We start from the raw sequence: 22,837 nt of genomic DNA, 5'->3' as shown, positions 1-22,837 counted from the left end.
GCAAGCTTCTGTCAGCGGCTTTGTTAGTGGATACTATCGCGAATTCATCCAACTCAAATGTCTGCTATAGCGAATCCAAATAAGTTCCAGCTGGGCATATCAACTAACTCAGCGAGATTATTCACTTCAAACATGCGGAAGGTTATACCCGCTTGGATGTACTGGTAATGATTGAGGTTTTCTGTCACGTATTGGATATCAACATTGTACACGTTGACGCTTTATCGTTTCGGTATAACTGAAATGGCTATAAGGAGTATTATACCAGCTCACCATCTGCTGTCTTCCCCTGGAACTTCAAATGCATGTTCAATGTGGATAATTTCAAAAGAATCATCCGGATGTTGACGGCAGAGCACCACATCGAAGCGGCTTTCTTGATAGCTGAGTTGATGTTGAGATAAATAGCGGGAGGCCAGTTTGATTAATCGTTGTTTTTTCGATTCAGTAATTGTCGAAAGCATACCTCCGTGGCTGTCTGAGCGTCTGGCTTTGACTTCGACAAACACAAGAGTCTTTCCATCACGGGCAATCAAATCCAGTTCCCCACCCTGGAACTGCACATTTCGACCAAGGATGTGATAGCCTTTCTTTTTGAGATGTTGAGCGGCGAGCGATTCAGCTGTTTGTCCAAAAAGGTGACTCGCTGGCTTTTTCGTCATGCTTAGGCAATATCCTGACACTCTCGAACGGGACGAAAGCTCTGCCGGTGTCCTTGGCAGGGACCATATTCAGCAAGAAGTTGAAGGTGTTGTGGTGTCGGGTAGCCTTTGTGGACATGGAATTGATACTGAGGAAAGCGCTCATGATACTCGTTCATCACGCGATCTCGACTCACTTTGGCCAAGATTGAGGCTGCAGCAATCGTCAGAGACAGGCTATCGCCCTTGATAATTGCGCGTTGGGGAATGGGAACATGAGGTAAATCAACGGCATCAATGAGTAGATAATCGGGAATAACCGACAGAGCAGTCAGTGCTCTGAGAAAAGCCAAGCGTGTGGCTTCAAGAATATTCAGGTGATCAATTTCTTCTTCGGTAGCCAGGCCAATGGCCCATGCCGAGGCGCGATGCGTCAGATCGATAAAGAGAAGTTCTCGTTGGGATTCGGTCAAAACTTTTGAGTCATTGAGTCCGCAGAGTTGAAATCGTCGAGGAAGAATAACCGCGGAGGCGACTACTGGCCCTGCCAAGGGACCTCGTCCCGCTTCATCAAGGCCGGCAATACGTTGATACCCACACGAATGGGCCGTGTCTTCAAAAAAATGGTCGGGCTCCATGAGCCCTCATGATTGGGGTGGTTGTTGATCTGTTTTCATACGATGGTCGCAGCAGGCACTGGTCATGCTTCTTGAGCTGAATCAGAAGCATCGGCTGTTTCATTAACCGGTTCTGAAGACGGAGCTGTGACAGGGGTCTTGCTGACCTTACTTGTTCGCGTAAATTCTCGTTCAGCCACCTTCGCGGCTTTCCCTTTTTTCGTTCGCAGGTAATAGAGCTTGGCCCGTCGGACTTTCCCTTTCCGAATAACCTCGATCCCGGCAATACTGGGCGAATGAATCGGGAAAATTCGTTCGACTCCGACGCCAAAGGAAATTTTACGAACGGTAAATCGTTCACTGACGCTTTTGCCTTTTCTGGCAATGACGACCCCTTCAAATACCTGAATCCGTTCTTTTTCTTCTTCAGTTTTTTTCCCGGATGATTTTGATTCGATGACTTTCACCTTGACGCGAACGGTGTCACCAATCTCAAAAAAGGGTACTGTGTCTTGTGCAAATGATTGTTCTAATCGCTCTAACCGGTTCATCGTTGGGCTCCTTCCTGCCGCTTTCTTCTACAAACGAGTCTTGTTATAAAAAATCTGTTGTTTGATGCTTCAGTATGGAAAATACACTGTTCTTGCTCTTCATAGAATGACCTATGGAAATATGGCAGTTGATCGCGTGCTAACTGCTCGTGGCGTGAGATTGTTCGTGCAGAATTTCATCAAGTAACAGTTGGTCTTTCTCGCTCAATGTTTGTTGATTGAGTAAATCTGGCCGTTTGACAAGAGTATTCCGTAACGCTTCTTTCCGGCGCCACAGCCTGATCGCTTCATGGTTGCCTGATGAAAGAATTTCAGGAACGGCCGCTCCTCGAACCTTATTGGGCCTTGTGTAATGCGGGTAATCTAACAGAGAATCCATGAAAGAGTCATGTTGAGCAGAAAGGGGGTCGCCTAACACTCCTGGAATAAGGCGGACGGCCGCATCAATCATGACCATAGCTGGTAACTCACCACCCGTTAAGACGTAATCACCCACAGAAATTTCTTCTGCAAAAAGTGTAGATCGGACTCGTTCATCGATGCCTTCATAATGGCCGCAAATAAATACAAGTCTTCTAGATTCATTGCTCAAGGCCTGTGCATGGCCTTGAGTAAAGGAGATGCCTTGGGGGGAAGGTAAAATGATCCGAAGATCTTGATGATCCTTCCGCAAGACATCAATGGCACGAAAGATGGGCTCGGCTTTCATCACCATACCTTCGCCGCCGCCATAGGGCGTATCATCGGCATTGAAATGAGGGCCATCGGCATAGTCCCGGATATTGTGGATCTTGAGGTGGAGCAACCCTTTTTCCTGTGCACGTTTGACGATGCTCTGAGACGTCACAGCCTGAATACTCGCAGGGAATAGGGTGAGAACATCACACTGCATCGGATAACCCCCACTGCTCTACCGGAGCGACGGTCATAGACTTGCCTTTGAGGTCGATCTGTTTGATGACCTGTCGTGTGGCGGGAATGAGGTATTCGTCGCTGTCTTGCCTCACTATAAACACAAGGTGTTGGGGAAGATCTAAAACTTCTTCAACCTGTCCCAAGGCTCGATGATGTTCATCATGGACATCTAAGCCAATGAGCTCGTATTGATAAAACTGTCCAGCTGGAGAAGGCGGTACGGATTCAAGGGGAACCTGAATCAACGCTCCTTGATAGGCCGAGACGGCTTCCGGTGAAGAAAACGCTGAAAACTTGAGGAGATACGAGCGTCCAGAGAGTCGAGCTTGCGTGACATTCGTTTTTAACGATTGGCCGGTTGGCGAGACCAGCGTAACAGATGGAAGGTTTTCAAAACGTCCGGGAACATCCGTTAATGATTCAATGCGAACTTCACCCTTCACCCCAAAAGGTTTGAGTACACGTCCTATTGTGATGGAGTCAGTTGTCGCTTGCATGCTCAATGTTGTGGTTTCGCATCGGCCTTTTACAGTCCTCTCCCTAGTCGTGACTTGTTGAGAGTGAGACTCTTGGCTCGCAAAGCTGGTTATAGCCAGCTGTCTGTTTGATTTATGATGCTTGTGCTGCACTCTTTTTAGCTTCAGCCAGCGCTTTCATCACTCCTGTCTTTCGGAGGAGGGCACGAACGGGGTCCGTGGGCTGCGCACCTTTTTGAAGCCAATCAAGCACTCGATCTTCCTTGAACGTCGCTTTATCAGAATCCTTTAAAGGGTTATAGGTTCCAATGACTTCCAAGAAACGACCGTCGCGTCGTTTACGCGAATCAGCGGCAACGACGCGATAAACAGGATGCTTATGTCGTCCCACTCGTGTTAACCGTAAATGAACTGCCACTGTGTGTACTCCTCGTTAAAATGTGATTGAAACTCTGAAATATCGTGATTGTGATGATGAATGACGTGATGAATTGGGTTAAGGGGTCTGGAGGACCCTGACTAACTTCTTTCGTTTTTTCCCTTTTCCCATCTTCCCCATGCCCATTCGGCCACCAACCAGGGACTTCATCATACGCCGGGCTTCTAAAAACTGTTTAATGAGACGATTAACTTCTTGAACGGACGTCCCGCTTCCTCGTGAGATTCGTTTTTTCCGATTGCCATTGATAATGGTGTGATCGCGTCGTTCTTTTTTCGTCATAGAGTCAATGATGGCGACGACACGCTTAATCTCTTTTTCTGGAAGTCCACCTTGAGAGCCTGCATCGGCCACCATGGATTTAATTTTTTGTCCACCAGGAAGCATGTCCAAGATTTGATCAAATGACCCCATCTTATTCACTTGTTGGATTTGATCGCGAAAATCCTCAAGTGTGAGTGTATTACTCGAAACTTTTCGTTGAAGGGTTTCGGCCTGTTCTTTCGAAAAGTTTTCTTGTGCCTTTTCAATAAGGGTGAGCACATCGCCCATACCCAGAATTCTGGAGGCCATGCGGTCAGGATAGAAGGGTTCCAGGGCGTCAAGTTTTTCTCCCACGCCGAGAAATTTAATGGGTTTGCCGGTCGCTGATCGAATGGACAGGACGGCACCGCCGCGAGCATCACCTTCCACTTTTGTCAGGATCACGCCATTCAGGCCGACTACTTGATCAAATCGTTCGGCCACAGAAACGGCTTCTTGTCCAGTCATGGAGTCTGCAACCAACAGCACTTCGTCTGGATTGACAGACTGTTTAATGTCGACGAGTTCCTGCATCAGTGTTTCATCAATTTGCAGGCGTCCTCCAGTATCAAGAATGACGACTTCATAGCCAAGTTCTTTGGCGCGAGATACGCCGTCGCGACACGTTTGAACTGCGTTGGCGTTCGGTTTGCCTTCTTGATCGCCACGGTGGACTATGACCTCAAGGTCTTGACCTAATGAAGCGAGTTGTTCTCCGGCGGCTGGTCGACGCGGGTCGGCAGCCACGAGCAGCACTCGTTTCCCTTGGGTTTTGAAATGATTGGCCAGTTTTCCTGTTGTTGTGGTTTTTCCTGAGCCTTGAAGACCCACCATCATAATGACGGTTGGAGGAGTCGAAGAAAGATGAAGCTCAGCTTGATCTTTGCCGAGGAGATCACGAAGCTCTTCCCAGACAATTTTGACCACTTGCTGGGCAGGGTCTAGGCCCTTGAAAACTTCTTGCCCAATAGCCTTTTCACGAATTCGTTCAATGAAGTCTTTAACAATTTTGAAGTTGACGTCTGCCTCTAACAGCGCGAGGCGAACTTCCTTCAATGCGTCGGTAATATTCTGTTCAGAAAGAACAGCCTGTCCACGCAACTGCTTGAAAACATTGTCAATTTTTTCTGTTAACGAGCCAAACATAAGTTAACGATCCTGTCCCACATTCTTTCGCCACCAAAACAAGCTAGTCTAGTAAAGACTTTCTGAGGAGTCAAGCTGTAATAATCGGTTTATTTGCCTAGGTTAAAGTTACTATTATTCTGAAGACTTTTTGGAGCGAGTCATGAGTAATGAGTTTCCAGTCTGGAAATTTATCAGTAAGATACGTCTCAAAATTTAAGTGATAGAGAGCATTCGGTTTAGCAAGTCATTTTATTACGAGTTTCCCGATGAAGTCGAAAGATTGGGTTGCACTCATAGAAGCCGGGTATAGCCTTGAGGGAAACGAGGAAGCGTGGCTCAACAATGTCTTGGATCGGGCGGCCCCTTTATTTGACCGCGGATGGTGGCCGGGTTTGGCTTCCTACCGTTTTACTCCCACAACCGTTGATATTGAGCATGCCGTGACTCGTGGGCCGAAGAAGCTTCTAACTTTCTTGCGGGAAGGTACACGTGAACTTCCAGAGGCAGTTGATCTTGTCTATCGAAGTTCTGTCCAAGTTGCTTCGATGAGTGAGTTGGTATTTTCCCGCTTTCCTGACCAACGCACCGTCATGCGACGTAGCACTAAGGGGCTCATTCAAGATGTTCTTGGCATAAAGGCTTTTACAGGACAAGATACTGGACTGTTCTTGTGTCTGATGTTCTTCAAAGAGATCACCTCTAAAGCTATAGAGAAAAAACGCTGGCCATTGATTGCGAGTCATTTGGGTGCTGGGCTCCGATTACGGGACGTGGCTGCGTCATTAACGCTTGATAAGGTCCCTGTCGAAGCAATTTTCGAACCAGGTGGGAGGCTCTGTGATGCTCGAGAATATGCAATGGATACTTCTGCTCGTGAAGCATTGCGAGAGGCAGTCCGTCGCATTGATCGAATTCGTACTCGAGCAGGTCGAAGTGACCCGGATAATGCTATGGAAGCCTGGGAAGGTCTCGTGCAAGGCCGCTGGTCGCTGGTAGATCATTTCGATACGGACCGACGGCGGTTTGTCCTGGCCATCAAAAACGATCCTACTTATCCTGATCCCCGTGGACTCACCATGCGTGAGCGACAAGTGGCAGAATTTGTCGGTCTGGGTCATTCAAGTAAGGAAATTAGCTACACACTTGGAGTGTCTCACTCTGCGGTTACGAACTGTACTGCCCGTGTACAAAGCAAGCTTGGTTTGTCATCGATTGCCGAATTAGCCGCCTTCTTTGCCCCAAGCGGACTGCGAGCTAAGCTTGCAGAAGTCTCAATTGCTGGTGAAGATCTTCTCGTTGGGGCCTATCCATTAATCAATGAAGAACGTGTGAGCAAGCTAACCGAGGCAGAGCGCGCCGTCTTAGCTCATTTAGTGGCAGGCTCCACGAACAATGACATTGCCCAACGTCGGAACGTGAGTGAATATACGGTCGCCAATCAGGTGAAAGCCATTTTTCAAAAACTTGAGGTTTCCTCACGTGGTGAACTCGCGGCACGCTTACAAAGCGTGGCGTAAAGGAATCTTTGCCTTCTCTCTGTTGGTTTATGACTCACTCTGAAGTTTTCACTTACCGTCAGCCTATTCTTCTTTGAAATCCTACGAGTTTACTTCAGTAAACCACACCTTTTGGGGGCATGTTGTGCCTCAAAAAGCTTGATGTGTGAAATTAGCTATAGAATTGAATATTCAATCAGCCTATATTTTGTCTCATCGGATTAGAGTAAAAAGGGATGTAGTTGAAAAATAGAGTCTCTTTCTTTAACAAGGAAGCAAGATGGTTGTTTGCCAAAATTTATTCAGAGTCTGGGTTACCTCTTCTGTCATGCAACAGACAGTTACGGGGTAATGACCTAAGAAGTGGACGTGACATTGTTGTATATGATACTGACTGGTTTTCCTGATACTGATGTGTGTGTGAGGTCTAGAATTCGATCCAAGGCTGATAGAACTGATGAAGGCAATACCATGAAAGCGAAAGTCCTTATTGTTGATGATGATGTTGATACCGGAGTTCTTCTGCATCAGCGATTGGAAATGTTGGGGTATGAGTCTATCTCAGCTCAAGATGGGGCGCAGGCTCTTGAGCAGATTCAGCAAGAATCTCCTGATGTCGTCTTACTCGATCTTGAATTGCCAAAATTCTCCGGAATCGAGGTATTGCGGCAATTACGAGGTCGCAAGAATCAGTCTCAATCAACAAAGCTGATGTCGTCGGCAGGGTATCAACTGGTCCGGCCATTCGTGATTGTGATGACCGCGTATGGGTCGGTTGACGATGCGGTAGAAGCGATGAAATGTGGGGCCTATGATTTTCTCACGAAACCATTTGATTTTGATCACTTGGAAATGGTGATGCAGCGAGTGCTTGAACAGACGGCACTGTTAAAGGAGGTCAAGTTTCTCCGAGAAGAGGTCAACTACCGGTATGCGAAAATTGTCGGAGAGAGTCAGAAGATGAAAGACGTGTTGTTTATGGCAGAGCAAATCGCGTCCTCCAAAGAAACTGTGCTGTTATTAGGGGAAACGGGGACAGGGAAGGACATTCTTGCGAGATCGATTCATCGCTGGAGTCGGCAATGTGATGGTCCATTTATGGCCGTCAATTGCTCTGCCTTTCCAGAGACGCTGTTAGAGAATGAACTGTTCGGCCATGAAAAAGGTGCGTTTACCGGTGCCACGGAAATGAAGGCGGGCAAGATTGAAGCCGCAGATGGGGGCACGGTCTTCCTGGATGAGATCGGAGATATGCCGATTCAACTCCAAGGTCGGCTGTTGCGGCTGCTTCAGGATCAAGAGTTCCATCGGGTTGGCGGTACGAAATCTATAAAAGTTAATGTTCGATTTATTGCCGCGACGAATAAAGATTTACAGAAAGGCATCACCAGCGGCACGTTTCGTGAGGACTTGTTTTTCCGTCTCAATATTCTCCCTATCACCCTCCCACCGCTTCGTGAGCGAATGACAGACATTCCGGAACTGGCGAAATATTTTGTGATTCGACATTGCCGTCATACCAAATGTCCGGGCAAGACCTTGTCCTCTAGCGCGCTTGAGGCCATGATGCATTATCATTGGCCAGGAAATATTCGAGAATTAGAGAGTGTGCTGGCACGGGCTGTGATTTTGAGCGCTGAAGAGACGATTACGGCAGAGAATTTACGATTGGAGAACGGCGGTCCGACAAAAAAAGAATGCCGTGTTGATGATGACGATGATTACATTCCACCATTTAAAGAGTCTCTTGATCGTCATAGCCGGTTTTTACTGATCCAAGCGCTAACGCAGACCGGTTGGAATCAATCGAAAGCGGCTGAAGTCTTACAGATTCATCGCTCCTATTTCGTACGGCTCATGAAACGACTTGGTATCTCATCGACTCCTCCTTCATAAACATATGTTCATTCAAAAAAACATCGATCGAGACTACTGCCAATCCTCTTCTCTGATTTCTGACATAGTCTCGACTTCATATTTCGTTTCCTCATAAGCTGTATGTCGCTCCAGTTCAGGAAGTCTAAATTAGAGGACTCGTCATCGTCTCGCCTACCAGCTGTCTCAAATTGAGTCATCTCCTACAAGCTGCTGCTGTGACGAAATAGGACAGCCATAGTACATCTCTCATCTTTGTTTCACGTCTTTACCTAAAATCTTTTTAAAAATTAAGAAGTTCTGCGCATGTTCACTTGATGCTTGTAATGTGAGAGGCAAGGTATTGATGTTGCTAATAATAAGTTGTGAAGCGTTAACAATTCACAAATTCATAAAGGAGCGAAATCATGGAAACTGGCCCATTCAGTCTCGGATTCGGAACCTATTGTGCGTTGGCAAAACGGGAAAGAGTGTTTTCTTCGGAGTCTGAGGAGGACAACCAGCAATCTAATCCAGATAGGTTAAGAGAAAAGAGTGTAGAAGAAAATGAGTAATGAACCATCGCGTAATTTAAAAACGAAGCAACAATGATTCCTGTGAAAATCCTGAACCTGCGATGTGGTTCTCAGTAACGGATCGATACTCGCTAGACATCTTTTCGTAATCACGATTTCGCATTCTTGGCTTGATGTGGCTGTTCATCTATACCGTGGATGAAAAATATCGTGCGTCAGGATTAATCTCCAAACTGTTCGTACTGATAGTACCGCAGACTTGAGAGGCAAAGACACAGAACGTTATGTCCATGTGCCGGCTACAGTGGTCATTGGGTGATGCCTATTTTGTGTATGTTCATAAGGTGATTCAGTACAGTTTCATCAGGAAGGTCTCGTGCGATGAGCAGTAAATACGACAGGGCGAAAACCAATCAGATAAAACCCATTCATTCTCAGGCCGGGGGCGTTTCATTTAAAGCCAGGTATGTGTTCGCTGGATGGCATCATGCTGCCCTTGGAGTGATCCTGCTCGGTGTTCTGGGATCACTCCTGGGTTCATCCGCATCCGCTGGAGAAAATGACCGGAAAATTCGTGCAGCACCGAATTCTTTGCCCGCTGCCATGACGTTGGATCAAGATCTGGATGGTGTAGCAGATGACCAGGATAATTGCCCGAATATTCCGAATGCTCCGAAAAAAGGCAATAGGCAGCCAATAGTCTGTGGTCCAGGCTTTAAGACGGCGATCGATCGCCATGTGTACCTCTCTTCACGAACTTTTCGTCCGCGACTTGGGATTGATCCGGAGCTAAAGCCGAGAGGTTCCTTCATACACGTTCTCCTTCACATCAAACCCAACAAAGATCAAGTTGTCCTACACAAGAAGCAACGTGAGCGGCTCCAAGCTGCTGGCGTCAAACTGTGGGAATATTTACCTCATTTCACGTATTACGCCACGATACCAGGGACGGAAGCAAAGATAACTTCCATAGGTAACCTTCCGTTTATACAGGGTATCAGCACCATTCAACCCAATGATCGTCTTGCTCGGAGTGTACGTGTCGGCAAGGGCTCGAAGCCAGAACGTCAGCTGGATGGAAGCTTACAATATACAGTTGAATTCTTTCCGGACGTGATCCAAGGAGCCATAGACAAACTCTTTGACAAGTTGGGTGTGCGACAGATTGAGCGGGATGAGGAAGAGAGGCTGGTGCAGGTGGAGCGATATGAGTCTGTCTTGGCCCTTGCCATGAGCGATCTTGTGTACTGGATTGACGATGGCCCTGTTGAGCTAAGAGGTCAAGACGAACGGGCTCGTGTCGAGACTACTGCCAATCTCGTGGAGCAAGTTATGGGTTTTACAGGAAACGGTCTTACCGTTGCGATGGTAGAAGGGGCCTTGGTTCCGCCAACGCATCCAGATCTGGCAGGCCGGATCATTCACGATAGCTCTGGGCCGGAGGAGTTTGATGATGACAATCACAACCTCAAGGTTGCAGGGATCATGGTCGGAAATGGTTTCCTCAGTCTCGATAAAACGAATCGTGGATTTTTACCTGATGCTAAGTTGATTGATTTCTCGAGTAAACCTTCTATAGGTGCTGGTCGGACGTCAAAGAAACTCTATTACAAATTTCCCAAGAGAGCGCGTGACGATCATAGTGCGGTGCTTATCAATTATTCGAACGGTGACCCGAATTGTAATAAGGTGGGTGAGTATAGGACGGATGGCAAAAATTTTGACAAGAGCGTGTACGAAAAGAGTATCTCCATCGTACGAGCCGTGGGTAATACTCGCGGGAGCGGAGGATCCTTCGGGTTGGATCCAAAGGATAAAGATCCCGATATCGCCGCTGCAGCCGCGAAACACGGTCCCTGTCCACGAAACCTGGAAAGTCTTCCGCATCCGGTTCCCAAAAACGATGTCGCGGTCGGTAATTGGGATTTGAGTATCAACGACATCCATGCCACGAGTGCAGTGGGACCTGCGGCAGACGGCCGCTTGAAACCTGACCTGGTTGCCCCTGGAACGGGAAACATTACGACTGCCTACGAGATAATCCCAGCTACTGACCCTGGAAAAGCTATTTTTACCTACGGTACCCTTGGCGGTACCTCGGCAGCGGCACCGGTAGTCTCCGGCGTGATGGGACAAGTCTATGAAGCGTTCTCAAGAATTGGCACAAGGCCTACTCGCGACCCGTTGACGGTTCCACCCGCAACAGTCAAAGCCATTTTGATTCATTCCGCCACTGATGTGGGGCCGCCTGGTCCTGATTATTTCACGGGTTGGGGGCGCGTCAATGCATCTTCCGCGGTCCACTTGGCCTTGAACAATGGCGCACATGTGTATGAAGGATCACTCGATGCCGCTAACAACTACGAGGATACGTACAATATTGATGTTTCTCAAACGACGTATGGACTGAAAGTCACTCTGGTTTGGGACGATCCGCCGGCGTCGAAGTCTTCGAACGTGGCGTTACTCAATGACTTAAATCTTGTGATCCTCGATCCTCATGGCAATCCCTATTTTCCATTCGATACTGAACTTACAAGTGTAGGAACGGCGGAACGTTTAGCAGAGGCGGAACAGGGGGCGCAACCATGCAACCGCAATGCTATCTATTGTGATCGCCTCAACAACGTGGAGCAGGTTCTCGTCACAAGGATTGATCCCAATATTGGTACTGCCCAAGCGTTGCCAACTGGAACATGGCAAGCTCGGGTGACTCACGGTATATTGAGCGAGCCGCCGCAATCTTTCAGCTTGGTTTTTACGACTGGGGAATGCCCGCTCCGTATTTATAGCCACACGACGTTAACCACAGAAATCTCGTGTCCACGAGAATTGCTTGAGCCCGCAGTCTCCATCGAGAACGAAGATGTTGTGTTCGACTGCACTGATCACGCTGTGATAGGCGAGGGGAACAACTTCGACGCGAATTCATTAGGACTGTACGCGGGTATTCGGACGAATCGTGACCGAGTGACTGCCCGCGAGTGCCAGGTTCGGGATTTCGATATTGGCCTTCATGTTATTGGTGGACGTAGCGGTGTGATTGATGGAAATACCGTGACAGACACAGATATTGGCGTTCTGGTGGATGCGTTGGGTGAAAACGGTACGAACAACCTTACAGTCCGAACCAATACCATAGTGAATATAGCGGATCACGGGATTTTGGCGAAGGGAAAGCTAACCAACAGTACGATGACCCTGAACAGAATAGATAATCCGGATCGTTCCGGTATCGCACTGGCCGCAGTTCGAGGTCGGTCACCGGCGGATAATATCGTCTCATTTAACATCATCGATGATGCAGCAGTTGGTGTAATGCTGGAGGGACTTAAATATGCCGACATGTCAAGACAAATGCAAATTGACAGCCCGCTGAGAAATAAAATTTTTGGGAACCTCATTAATCAGGAAGTCCGTGTGGGTGTCCAGGAGTCATGGGGACAACAAAATCAGATCTACGGGAATTTCATACATGCCTCAGTGCTGGGTATCGATATCATAAATAGTTTAGGGAATCCGGCCCTCAATAATATTTATACCAATATTATAACCAGAGCTGGAACAGGCATCATCCTGTCGGGCGCCTCAAGCGGGCTGGTTTCGAATAACACCATTCGTCACGCCGAGACCGGCATATGGATCAAATCAACTGAGGGAGAACTCATAAACGTGCGCTATAACAATAGGATCGATGTTCTCGGTGGTGGTACAGGCATTCGAGTGTTCGATAGCGATAACGTGGAAGTGAAAGGGAACTTTATTAGTAACGTCGTTGTTGCTGATGATGTTGTGAACGATGACTCCTTGACTGGAGCCGGTATCGATGTGGAAGGAGGCAATGCTCTGACAATTTCAGGTAACATTGTTCATGACCTGACTACAGGTATTGCAGTCAGGTCTAGCGCGGAGACGACTATTGACTCCAATACGTCTGAGAATCTTGAAATAGGCATCACTGTGAATGAGACACCTGATGTCAATATTCTAGAGAACACTATCCGACATGCCACGATCACCGGCCTTCGCATCGATGCTGACGGCGCGCAAGTCGATGGCAACATGCTTGAATATGATCCGAATATCGATCCAGTTCCAATAGCAAAAAGTGCGATACATTATTTTAGCGGTAGCGGTGGACAGGTCAGTAACAATTCCATGACCTCAACTGCTCAGACTGAGCATGCCATCCTTGTGGGCAGCCTGAGTCCTATTCCTCTTCTGAACAACGAAATACGTGGCTTAACGATCGAGGGGCAAGGCACTGTAGTCGGCCACACTAATGGGATTTTTATTGGCAAAGGCGTGCAGTCAGTCACCATAAATAATAACACCGTCGAGGCGATACACACGGGATTAAATGGGGAGGCGGCGAATGAATTAGAGACCATACAAGTCACATGCAATAATTTGACTGGATTGACCAAAGACGCGGTTTTTTTAGTACCTGTAGATGCTTCTCGAAATGTGTGGAGCGAAGTTCCAGCTCCTGTACAAGTTTTGGATGGCGAGCCTGTCGATGGGTATGGCGACTCAGGAACTGGCCTTCCGTTTTGTTCGAGCGATTATAGCGGCCTACGATCTTGCCCCGCGAACCCATATCGTTCATTCAAGACCAATCAAATATCAGACGATACCCCGTGGGTGGATACGACCTATACTTGTTCTCCGTGATGTATCCGGTGCAAACAGGAACAAAGCCTACGGATTTGATGCTGAAGTCATGTGACATGCAATTCTTGAGTGATGGAGTCAATGATGAGTCGTGATCCCACATAAATAAGCATGAACCACATCCTAGGCAGTTAGACCACTTGATATCGCATACGATTCGTGAGGAAGCACGTCTTTATTGAAATTCTACTTGACCCCTAATGGTGGGAGGAAGTCTGGAGAGCTTGTCAACCTTAGAAGGGTTGGTCAACACGCCGATGCGATTATCTGGTTTTGCATGGATTTAGACAGTCAGGGTTGCAATGGTTAGGAGCATGATACATTGCCTCAGTGTTTGTATACTTTTCCCCCGCTACCAAGTCGTTGGCTTTTCCTCCGCTTGCAACTCTATTCATGATAGAGCTATGTTTAAATGTCCTTTTTTATCAGATGTCTTCCTGTGTGATCTCCACTCGTCTAAAGATCTATTTGAATGGATCACAAACCGAAAGAGGTTGAGTCAAGAAAGCAACGGGCTTTCCGAATTTTTCATGCTGCTGTGGCAGCATTGCTGAAGACTCATGCTCCCACAGCCGCTCAACGTTTGCCTGATATCTTGCTGTCGAAGTCTCAAAATGTCTCTGAATGTACAGAGTATTGGGAACAGCTTCGTGGGGAATGTGAAGATCTCGCCGCTATTTCCTACCGGCACGGCTCATTAACACAGGCCATTGAGTGGGAAGTGCTGAAACTGCAAACGCGGATCAATTCGGCTTCCAGTTGCCAGGAAACACCTTCGGTCCCTTTATTTCGAGATCGTCATGTGCACATCGGGACGCTTATTCAATTATGGCACCGTCTTTCTCTCGAAACGGAATATGAATTAGCCAAGCAGGGCTATGAAACCTTGTTCGATGTCGGACCGTGGGGTGGGTTCAATTTTGCGGTTCAAGAGGACGGATATACCCGCATGCCCTTTGCCCGTTTGACTCTTGCTGTTGGGAGTCTTCCAAGTACTCCGATTGAGGGCCAGGGCGGGCCTTTCTACAAAGACTTTCTGCCTCGGTATCTAGCCGCTCTCGAATCCCATGGAGTCGCGATTCCTCACGAATTCGAATATCAATACCATAAATATGACGACTCCGGCCGACTTGAAGAACTTTCATGCACTTATCATTTTCCGCACCATACCTATGAACGGCGATCGTTTGTGAAAGTTCGCCTCTCGCGAGCCTTTGAGACGGTTGAGGAAATGACTTTGTATGATTTTCTTGGACTATTGGAACGGTTACACTTCACAACCGATTGGGATGAGTATCGAGAGCGGACAAAAGATATCGATGCTCGATTCGACCTACAGGACTTCATTTCGTTGAGTCATATCACGGAAGGTGTCTATCAACGTACGGTTGCCGAAGAAGACTTGTTGGTAGAGATTAAAGATGCTTTTCGAGGTGCGATTCGAGATCGAAAGATTCTGTATCAGTATTTAGATGCTGTAACAAAATCAAAATGGATTGAAAACCTTTATTGGGGAATTGCCGAGGCCGCTCTTGGAATCAAAAAATACCAACGGCCTGTTTCGTATAGCCGGGATATCTGTTCCCAGATGCCCCCGAGACTTCTCATTCCCGTCAGGCGACATCTCCAAGACTATCATCAACGACTTGATTCCGTCCCGACATCTGCGTCTAATTGAGCGACTATTCTCACAACCGTGTTGCTTCCAATGTCCCGATGCTTCCGGAAATAGGATGTCGTCGCAATTGCCCAAAGCCTTCAGCCTTCAACCACTCTTCGACTTCTGACCATCCATAACTCCGACCCGTATCCGTAAAGGCGTACATGAGCAGGGAGAAGACTGCTGCATCTACCGGTTTGGTTCCCGTGTCATCGAGAAAAAATTCCACGATGAAGACCTTCCCTCCAGGCCTGAGTGCTTGTTGTATTCGACGAAGAAGGGTTCGATTTTCCTGAGCATTAAAATCATGGAAAATGTTTGCGACCAATGCCGCATCACTGTCTTGAGGGAGTCGTGCTGTAAAGATATCGCCTTGACGAACAGATAGTCGATGCCCCAATCCTTGTTGTGTGATCAGGCGCTTTGCGACAGAGACGGACTGATCAATGATTACACCGGTTAATGTCGGGTAACGTTGCGCGAGCGCCATGGCATACGCCCCTGAACCGCCGGCGAGGTCAAAAAACGTCGTCGCGCTCCGCGGCATTCGACAGGTTCGAATCGTGGGACGTGCCAAGATCAGGCTTCGCTCCTCCATAGCCAATGCCAACCGCCGACGGAATTCTGGACTCTTGGTGATTGGTGCCCAACCCCGTCTTCCCTTTTTTATGACCTGAACCATATCTGTCCAATTTGACCAATGATGATTCAGTAACCACAACAGATTCGTGATGGCGGTCGGGCTGTTTGCATCAAGAAATTTTCGTGCAAGTGCTGTGTTCCAATATTGCCCTGCTCGCTGATGAATCAATGTCAACCCTGCCAATGCATTCAACAGTAAGCGCATGCCTTCTCTGTCGGAACGGCATGCTCTCGCTATATCGTCAGAAGTCCGTTTTGTTTTTCCAAGAGTAGTGAAGACGCCCAGTTCATTCGCAACCAACAAAACTTTGGAGTCGGCATAGCCATTGGCCAGTTGCATGAGATCTTGGTAGGTCATTGGCAAGACTCCAGTATGCATGGCATGGATAGAGCGGTCCACATATTGTGGACCATATGAGGCCAATGAGTAGCAGCATGTCTAAGCAAATATCGATGACCGAAACGATGTGATTTCATATTATGAACTTCATGCGGGGGATTCTTCTCACTCGTGTCAATCGAGATTGATCAGCAATTAGGATCCCATTGCTTACAATGGTTGGATTACGCGATGTGTTGTAACTCAATAATCCGAAGAGATCAAACCTTGTTGTCTCGTGCTCGTGACTTCTGTTCTTGCTGTTGTGACGTACGGCATCTTTTGTCTGTGTATCTGTAGGCATTGCCGTTCCTTCCTAACCATCGATTCAATTTCCCCTGTCCTAAATGGAGTCACACGTTCGTTGTTTGAGGTGTGATGAAATAGGTCAGTCGGTGTTTGAAGTCTTTCCTTCGTTTCAATTCCTTCATCAGAAATATTCATAAGAATTCACAGGTTCGAATAGTTTTCTGGGTATGGGTGACATGGAAGGCCGTGCGGCATTCATGTTGCTTTTCTTTTATGTGATGCAACTTCGCAATCAAATTTTTTGTGGCCTACATGAAGAATAATAATCAGCCATTTGCGGTTTTTCAGAAGCATTCATAAGTTTTTAAAGATCTAAGGAAGCCACTCAATGAATTTTATACTTTGGAATAATTGGCTGTTGATGGCGTGGCTTACACCTGCGTTCTGGGCGGTGTCCTGTTTGATTGATGTGCGCTGTATCGGTGAGCGTGTATTTCGTTATCCGTCAGATGGCCCAATCATCTCTGGGCTTTTCTGTGTCCTTCCGCTGGCTCTGCTGTTTGCGGAACTTGGTGACTGGGAAGCGGTGACTTTTTCGTTGACTTGGCCTGCACTCTTGGCTGGCGTGTGTTACTTCCTTCACCTGTACTTCATCTTTAGAGCGCTCTTTACGATCAACGATGCATCCTGTTCAGAAATTTTCAATACGTTGACGGTGTTCTTTGTTCCTATCATGGCGTTTGCCATGCTAGGCGAACGCTTGGCCCCGATCTATTACGTGGCCATTGTCCTTGCGTTACTCGGTATTCTTGTGCTGATTCGGTTTCACCTCTCCGGTTTCCACCGACTGGCAATCGCTTGGTTAACCCTCGCAGTCATAAGTATCTCACTAACAATGGTTTTGCAGGCCTGGGTGTTCGAGCACATGGGGTATTGGCATGGGATCGTGTTGTTCGCGATGGGCACGTTCGTGACTGCGCTGTTTATCTGTAGTCTCCAACGGACACGGCTCCAGCGCATTGTCGGATTGTGTCGGCGTTTCTGGAAAATTTTTCTCTTGGCAGAACTTCTTCAACTGGCAGCGGTGTTGGCCTCGCAGCGCGCGACGGATATTGGACCATCGGTATCCTTTGTGGCGGTAGTGGAATGTAGTCTTCCGCTATTTGTGATGGTGTTTAGCAGCGGATTGCTCTTGATCTCAGAACGATGGAAGGCGATGAGTCAGGAATTTCACGATACCTTGTTGCTTCAAACAACTTCCATCCCGGTCAAATTGACGTCAGTCGCGTTCATCTTATGTGCGATTTTCATGGTGCAAGCCAAGGCCAGCTAAGGATTCATCTTGAGGAAAAGGAATATATGGTTATGAAAATCTTCACCTATCTGATCAACATAAAAATTTATATAACCAAAAGGAGGGAATCATGAGTATCAATAATCGTGTTGTGGATCAGTCTTTCGTTCACTCGATAGCTCAGTTTGTCTGGCTCTCGATGATGGTCATGGCGGTGTGCGTATTGTGTCTTGTATGGACATGGCAACAGGCACATTCTCAGACGATTGACGACTCAGTCGTCAACGTAAAGATTAAAGAGAATAAATTTATCTTTGATGGCCATGTGCTCTGGAGTATCGACGACGGAGAGGTACGGCCTCGTCTTTCTGGCGAGCTGGACTTGAAAGATGCTGGAGGGCTCTGCGGCCGCATGCGCATGGATTTCTATGCGGAGGGACATGTCTTACTGCTCTCGAAATATGGCGGGGAAGTCTGTGCGATAGGGGATAGTCGACAATCGTGGTCCGTTTCTCTTGATCCGTACGACAGCAATAAATTGAATGAGATTAAGGTTTCTATTGAAAAGAAAACCGCGAGTAAAGACTGGACCATCATTGGGTCTGAGACTGTGAAACTTAAACCGATTCATCACAAAGTCAAAATTACTGAAGATGGGTTTGATTTTGGTGGCAAATCCTTTGCCCTCGGCGCTCCGACAGGTTCTGGCGATGTGACGTGGTCATGGAGTGGCGGGAAAATCACTCCTCGTGTGGCTGGCACCATGCACATTAACAATGCTGCGAGTGCTTGTGCCAGATTGCAGATTAAATATTTTTCGCTTGACGGAGACCTCCTTGAGACAAAAGTTGGCGGAAAGTTTTGTGCCTCTGATAATTCGCATTGGTATAAAAACGTCGATCTCAGCAAATACAGTGACTGGAAGATTGCGTCTATTCAAATCAATCTTCAAACCCTCCGGTCAGACAATTCCTGGCGCACGGTAGGAAAGAGTTCCAGTCGGTACACCCACGATTCGAGCAATTCATCTGTTCGACTCACGGGAGGGAGACTTTGATTGTGTTTATCCCAAAATTCATTGCGTTGAAGGTTTCACATCTTCATGAATCATTTAATTTTTTGGATACATGTACATAAAAAAAGAGACAGAATTAGCAGGTGAAGCAATTATTCTGATGAGTGCATTTTTGTCCGACGTATCACGAGGTCAAGTTATTCAACAGATAGAGGAGGTCCAATCATGAGTTCATCAATTCAACAACGTTTAGATACAAGACGTTATCAACTGTTTAATCGTGTCGGTTTAGCGAAAAGATTTCGAGTTATGGGGCTATTAGGTTTGTCGCTGTGTGCCAGTATGGCCTTTGTTGGCCAAGCGACTGCAGGACCGGGATGTGATCTGAATGTACGGGTGAATAACCACACACCGAATGCGATCACGGTCTATGGGGCTTCTGATAGTGGAGCCAGCAAATCCGGCCTAAATGTGTGGGGTCCACTGAAAGGCATGGTCGATACCGTATTAGATCCAAAAGGTTCTGGCCCAGCGTCTCACTCGAAGCAGGGTGTTGAGTTGAAGTTGCCTTGTTGGACAGGGAAGGTCGACTTCAGGGTCCGATACTTGGATGGATCGAGCAAGAAATGGGTTCGGCGCGATGATGTGAAGCTCAAATCTGGTGAGACGATCCAAATCAATATTAAAAATTGAGATTGGGACAAGTTCTATTCAGACTGACCGAGTACAAAAGTATTCAATCTTTCACTTCTTAACAAGTTGCCAGGTGTGTGTCTTGCTCGGAGTCTGGTGACTGCTAACCATGGAGCAATGGGTACAAGGAGGTCGTATCATGAAAAATCTTAACCAAAAACAATCAACTAACATGAGTCCTCAGGTGGCCGTCATCGGAGCTTTGGTTTTAGCTCTCAGTGGCGCGGTGAGCCACGCGGAGACGTACTGCTACGATTTCAGCAATTTCGCGAATACGGGCTACCAGGTAGGACAAACGATCCCTACACAGCATGGGGATATTAATCTTCTGGAAGTGTTTGATGAAAATGGTAATCCCATGCAACCAAACTCGAATGGGGTAACGAGTCATAATAATGTTCCCATTCCCGGTCAGGGGCAAAATCCTTCATTGCTGAATCACGGCGGATTCACCATTCAAGTCGTGCCAAACAGTCGAATGTCGTCCGTGACCCTGAAGTTCGCCGAAAACACCGGAGCCACTGATCAACAATTATGGAATGTTGGTGTCAATAATGAACGGCAAATTTGGAGAGGACAATTGTCTACCCTTGATGGACAGTCTCTTGGTCAACCAACATTCGGAGGGCGGGTACGGATTGCGGTCGCTGGGGTTGTGGATTCAGATCCCGATTCTTATTGGGTCCGTGGCATGGTGACGCTGGCCTCTGATCCCGTCAATCCCCTGTTGCCCGATAGAGGCATCGACAGGTTTTCGATAGGACGAAGCAGCCAACTTCTCATCGATGATGTCTGTATGACGGAATAGTGATTTGTCTTTTTGCTTGAGCCGGGTCTTGCTTAGAAGCCAGGCCTGGCCGGTTTAAAACCGAACGATCTTTATGGGAAAAGAAGAAGTCTTAGGCGACAACGATAAGTTGTAATCTGGCGTGTCTGGCTAGGGTTGGATGCAGAAGCGGTTGCCCATAAATATACCATTCAATGTGCTGATGAGGTGGAGGGGGGCGCACACTGGGCAGAGGCATAGGGCCAAGAAGCTAATTCAGCTGCGAACCGATGTATAGGCTTCATGATGGTATCAATAAGAACAGCTAGAACACATCGAGTAAGTGTAAATTTATGGAACTAATTGATAGCAAAATAGGGATATCTGGAGCCGTATCGTCAAGCCAGGATTCGCCTATTCTAAAATAATACATACATGGAGGTGGGAAAATGTTTTCACGAAAACGGATAACGGGATGCGTCGTATCTGTCTGTTGTCTAGGGGCAGTGTGCATGTTCGGTTCTCTCGCATCTGAGGTGGCTGGTAATACAAAGACTATCGTGCGGTCGGATTACAATAAGGATGACTATCTTCTGTTTATGACCACAACAGGGCAGAAAGGTGACCCAGAACCAGGTGAGGTTGGAGTGACTATCGATTCTCAATCCAGCGCAGGGGGAAGAGTTCCTCTCTTCTCCTGGGAGATTGCGAATGGGTCTGGCTCTCCTGGGGATACTTCAGTGGAAGTCAACATTGGGAAGAATGTCACGTTACCAAACCCGACGAATTACTACGCGGTTACAGGGGTTCGAATAGATGAACGGAACAACAGGCCCTGTGTGTTGACCTTGTTGGGTGCATTAGTTGATCCACGTTACCCAAGTTACACGAGGGAAGTCGCACGCTATGAACTTGAACGGTGCAAGAAAGTGTTGCCGGGAAAAGATTCGAAGACAGTTGATTTATCAGAAGATATCCACAATTTCGACGCTCGCAAGCAGGGAAGGGTGTTTGTGAGCGGAATGTCGGTTTGTCGCGGGGGCGGGATTCTACAGAATATCCGTCATTCCAGTGCATGGGAAATCAAAGGGATTAAGGTGCAGCCCACAGAGGTTAAACTGAAAGATGCTCCTGTGCTTGAAGGCCATCTCGTTGTGAGTCCGGACGTGCAGAGCTTCACGCGGGCGAACTGTCGAAAGAAAATCCAGGCGACGGACGCCAAGCCGGGTTGGGACAATTGGTCGGATTGTCCGACGGGACAGATGGTCACGGGCGTTCGCGCGTACTCTGCGAAAGACAAATTTTTTACGGGGTTATCCGCGAACTGTAAGAGCGTGGCGTCGAGAAAAATTTCCACGCCACCTGTTAAGGATGCAGATGGTTACTAGTCTATAAAATAATGATGATCTCCAATCATTCGAGAGTATGGAGACTTCGGGTTCGGTAAGTTTACGAAACAGCCATGAGGCAAGAGAACGTTTTGAAGTACCTAATGGCAAGATGAAATGTGTTCAGGAGATAACGCGTAAAGACGGTAGGAAAAAGTACGAACCTTACTTGTATCGACAAAAAACAAGATGTTTGGAATGTTTTTAGGAGTATCAAACCATGAGGGAATCTGATCAAAGGGCTTATTAATCCAGATTGATAGGTTGGGTGTATGATTGACAAAAGTTTCGAAAAAGGAGGCGTGAAAATGAGACAGAGGACCTATCGAACTCATGTGGTCATGGTATTGATTCTGGGACTTTGTGCTCCATGTGTTGTGAGTGCGGAGACTAACAATAAGTCGGAGGAGCAGATTCGGGAGCTCTATCGACATGAAATACAATTGGGCCTAATCGAGAGTCCTAATACCAGGTCTTATACATTAATGAACAATGAATTGTTTCAGGGGCGTCTGCTCGCAGCTCACAGTGCGTATTCCCGAGCGGATCGTCAGAGTGATTTGCCGATCCGGCTTGTGGCGCTTGATTCTCTTGACGGGCCGCCACCCTGTGGGAAGGATGGCTATTGTAACCTGAATGCTTGTTCTGCCGATCCGGATTGTCCTGATGGTCTACAACAGGAACGTGACAGTGAACCATACGAACCTCCCCATGATGAAAAAGGGATTGGGTCATCCGTTTGGCTCACTCTTGGCCCAGACGGATATGACGGTGGGCATTCCTGTGATTTCGATAAAAACACTTGCAATATCAAAGTGTCGTGGAGTGTGCAGCCCGACAAGTACGACAAATGGAAGATCTGTTGGAAGGATTGGGGCGATACGTTTACCAATGCCTGTGACGAGAATCAAAAGGTTCGAAAGTTTGAAAATAATTTTTACGTGATTCCCAATTTGAAAGAGGATCATCATTATCGGATCCGGCTTGAAGGGCGAAAAGATAAGAACGATAAATGGAAATGTCTGATTAAGGCGCGTCTAAGAAATGTTCATTTGAATGGGACGAATATCGGGGATACGGTGCCGTGCATCGTGCCGTGATCGGTCATGTTGTTTTTCAGA

19 protein-coding genes are annotated in these 22,837 nt (G+C 47.3%); 11 read left to right on the top strand and 8 right to left on the bottom strand.

Annotated features, from left to right (window positions below):
- Nucleotides 1-269: 269 nt before the first annotated feature.
- The 7 genes from ACWQXP_RS13035 to ffh form a co-directional block, all read right to left on the bottom strand.
- Complete coding sequence (locus ACWQXP_RS13035; RefSeq protein WP_454063309.1) at nt 270-662, bottom strand: YraN family protein; 393 nt, start codon at nt 660-662, stop codon at nt 270-272.
- A gap of 2 nt (nt 663-664) precedes the next feature.
- The gene (locus ACWQXP_RS13030; protein WP_454063308.1) at nt 665-1,279 is read right to left on the bottom strand and encodes a ribonuclease HII; all 615 of its coding nucleotides are present in this window, start codon (nt 1,277-1,279) and stop codon (nt 665-667) included.
- Nucleotides 1,280-1,341: 62 nt separating this feature from the next.
- On the bottom strand, nt 1,342-1,809 hold the full coding sequence (rplS, locus tag ACWQXP_RS13025) for a 50S ribosomal protein L19 (RefSeq protein WP_454063307.1): 468 nt from the start codon (nt 1,807-1,809) through the stop codon (nt 1,342-1,344).
- 139 nt (nt 1,810-1,948) lie between these two features.
- The gene (gene trmD / locus ACWQXP_RS13020) at nt 1,949-2,701 is read right to left on the bottom strand and encodes a tRNA (guanosine(37)-N1)-methyltransferase TrmD (RefSeq protein ID WP_454063306.1); all 753 of its coding nucleotides are present in this window, start codon (nt 2,699-2,701) and stop codon (nt 1,949-1,951) included.
- Nucleotides 2,691-3,221, bottom strand: coding sequence for a ribosome maturation factor RimM (gene rimM, locus ACWQXP_RS13015; RefSeq protein WP_454063305.1), 531 nt, complete (start codon nt 3,219-3,221; stop codon nt 2,691-2,693). Before rimM ends, trmD begins: the two co-directional genes overlap by 11 nt.
- A 112-nt stretch (nt 3,222-3,333) precedes the next feature.
- Complete coding sequence (gene rpsP / locus ACWQXP_RS13010) at nt 3,334-3,618, bottom strand: 30S ribosomal protein S16 (protein ID WP_454063304.1); 285 nt, start codon at nt 3,616-3,618, stop codon at nt 3,334-3,336.
- Nucleotides 3,619-3,696: 78 nt separating this feature from the next.
- On the bottom strand, nt 3,697-5,088 hold the full coding sequence (ffh, locus tag ACWQXP_RS13005; protein WP_454063303.1) for a signal recognition particle protein: 1,392 nt from the start codon (nt 5,086-5,088) through the stop codon (nt 3,697-3,699).
- A gap of 248 nt (nt 5,089-5,336) precedes the next feature.
- Here ffh and ACWQXP_RS13000 point away from each other — a divergent pair, with 248 nt between their 5' ends.
- From ACWQXP_RS13000 to ACWQXP_RS12980, 5 genes are all read left to right on the top strand, one after another.
- Complete coding sequence (locus ACWQXP_RS13000) at nt 5,337-6,587, top strand: helix-turn-helix transcriptional regulator (RefSeq protein ID WP_454063302.1); 1,251 nt, start codon at nt 5,337-5,339, stop codon at nt 6,585-6,587.
- 348 nt (nt 6,588-6,935) lie between these two features.
- Nucleotides 6,936-8,462 (top strand): sigma-54-dependent transcriptional regulator, encoded by a 1,527-nt coding sequence (locus ACWQXP_RS12995; protein WP_454063301.1) that lies wholly within the window; start codon nt 6,936-6,938, stop codon nt 8,460-8,462.
- 386 nt (nt 8,463-8,848) lie between these two features.
- A complete protein-coding gene (locus ACWQXP_RS12990) occupies nt 8,849-8,995 on the top strand; it encodes a hypothetical protein (RefSeq protein WP_454063300.1) in 147 nt (48 codons plus the stop codon).
- 342 nt (nt 8,996-9,337) lie between these two features.
- Complete coding sequence (locus ACWQXP_RS12985) at nt 9,338-13,630, top strand: S8 family serine peptidase (RefSeq protein WP_454063299.1); 4,293 nt, start codon at nt 9,338-9,340, stop codon at nt 13,628-13,630.
- A 472-nt stretch (nt 13,631-14,102) separates the two neighbouring features.
- Nucleotides 14,103-15,308, top strand: a complete 1,206-nt coding sequence (locus ACWQXP_RS12980) for a hypothetical protein (RefSeq protein WP_454063298.1) — start codon at nt 14,103-14,105, stop codon at nt 15,306-15,308.
- Between the two features lie 10 nt (nt 15,309-15,318).
- Here ACWQXP_RS12980 and ACWQXP_RS12975 read toward each other — a convergent pair whose 3' ends face one another.
- Nucleotides 15,319-16,332 (bottom strand): methyltransferase, encoded by a 1,014-nt coding sequence (locus ACWQXP_RS12975; protein WP_454063297.1) that lies wholly within the window; start codon nt 16,330-16,332, stop codon nt 15,319-15,321.
- Nucleotides 16,333-16,948: 616 nt separating this feature from the next.
- On the opposite strand from ACWQXP_RS12975, the gene ACWQXP_RS12970 reads away from it, so the two are divergent.
- The 6 genes from ACWQXP_RS12970 to ACWQXP_RS12945 all read left to right on the top strand — a co-directional run bounded on the left by ACWQXP_RS12970 (nt 16,949) and on the right by ACWQXP_RS12945 (nt 22,816).
- Nucleotides 16,949-17,893 carry a hypothetical protein gene (locus tag ACWQXP_RS12970; protein WP_454063296.1) on the top strand — a complete coding sequence of 315 codons (945 nt, stop codon included), beginning with the start codon at nt 16,949-16,951 and terminating at the stop codon, nt 17,891-17,893.
- A 91-nt stretch (nt 17,894-17,984) separates the two neighbouring features.
- Nucleotides 17,985-18,911 carry a hypothetical protein gene (locus ACWQXP_RS12965; protein ID WP_454063295.1) on the top strand — a complete coding sequence of 309 codons (927 nt, stop codon included), beginning with the start codon at nt 17,985-17,987 and terminating at the stop codon, nt 18,909-18,911.
- Between the two features lie 183 nt (nt 18,912-19,094).
- Nucleotides 19,095-19,562 carry a hypothetical protein gene (locus ACWQXP_RS12960; RefSeq protein ID WP_454063294.1) on the top strand — a complete coding sequence of 156 codons (468 nt, stop codon included), beginning with the start codon at nt 19,095-19,097 and terminating at the stop codon, nt 19,560-19,562.
- 139 nt (nt 19,563-19,701) lie between these two features.
- The gene (locus tag ACWQXP_RS12955) at nt 19,702-20,370 is read left to right on the top strand and encodes a hypothetical protein (RefSeq protein ID WP_454063293.1); all 669 of its coding nucleotides are present in this window, start codon (nt 19,702-19,704) and stop codon (nt 20,368-20,370) included.
- A 470-nt stretch (nt 20,371-20,840) separates the two neighbouring features.
- Nucleotides 20,841-21,716: a hypothetical protein gene (locus tag ACWQXP_RS12950; RefSeq protein ID WP_454063292.1), complete on the top strand. Its 876-nt coding sequence runs from the start codon at nt 20,841-20,843 to the stop codon at nt 21,714-21,716.
- Between the two features lie 308 nt (nt 21,717-22,024).
- Nucleotides 22,025-22,816: a hypothetical protein gene (locus ACWQXP_RS12945; protein WP_454063291.1), complete on the top strand. Its 792-nt coding sequence runs from the start codon at nt 22,025-22,027 to the stop codon at nt 22,814-22,816.
- Nucleotides 22,817-22,837: the final 21 nt, after the last annotated feature.

The organism is Candidatus Nitrospira salsa, from assembly GCF_965152625.1.
Note: the sequence above shows the minus strand (reverse complement) of the source record. Positions and strands in the feature narration are given on the sequence as shown.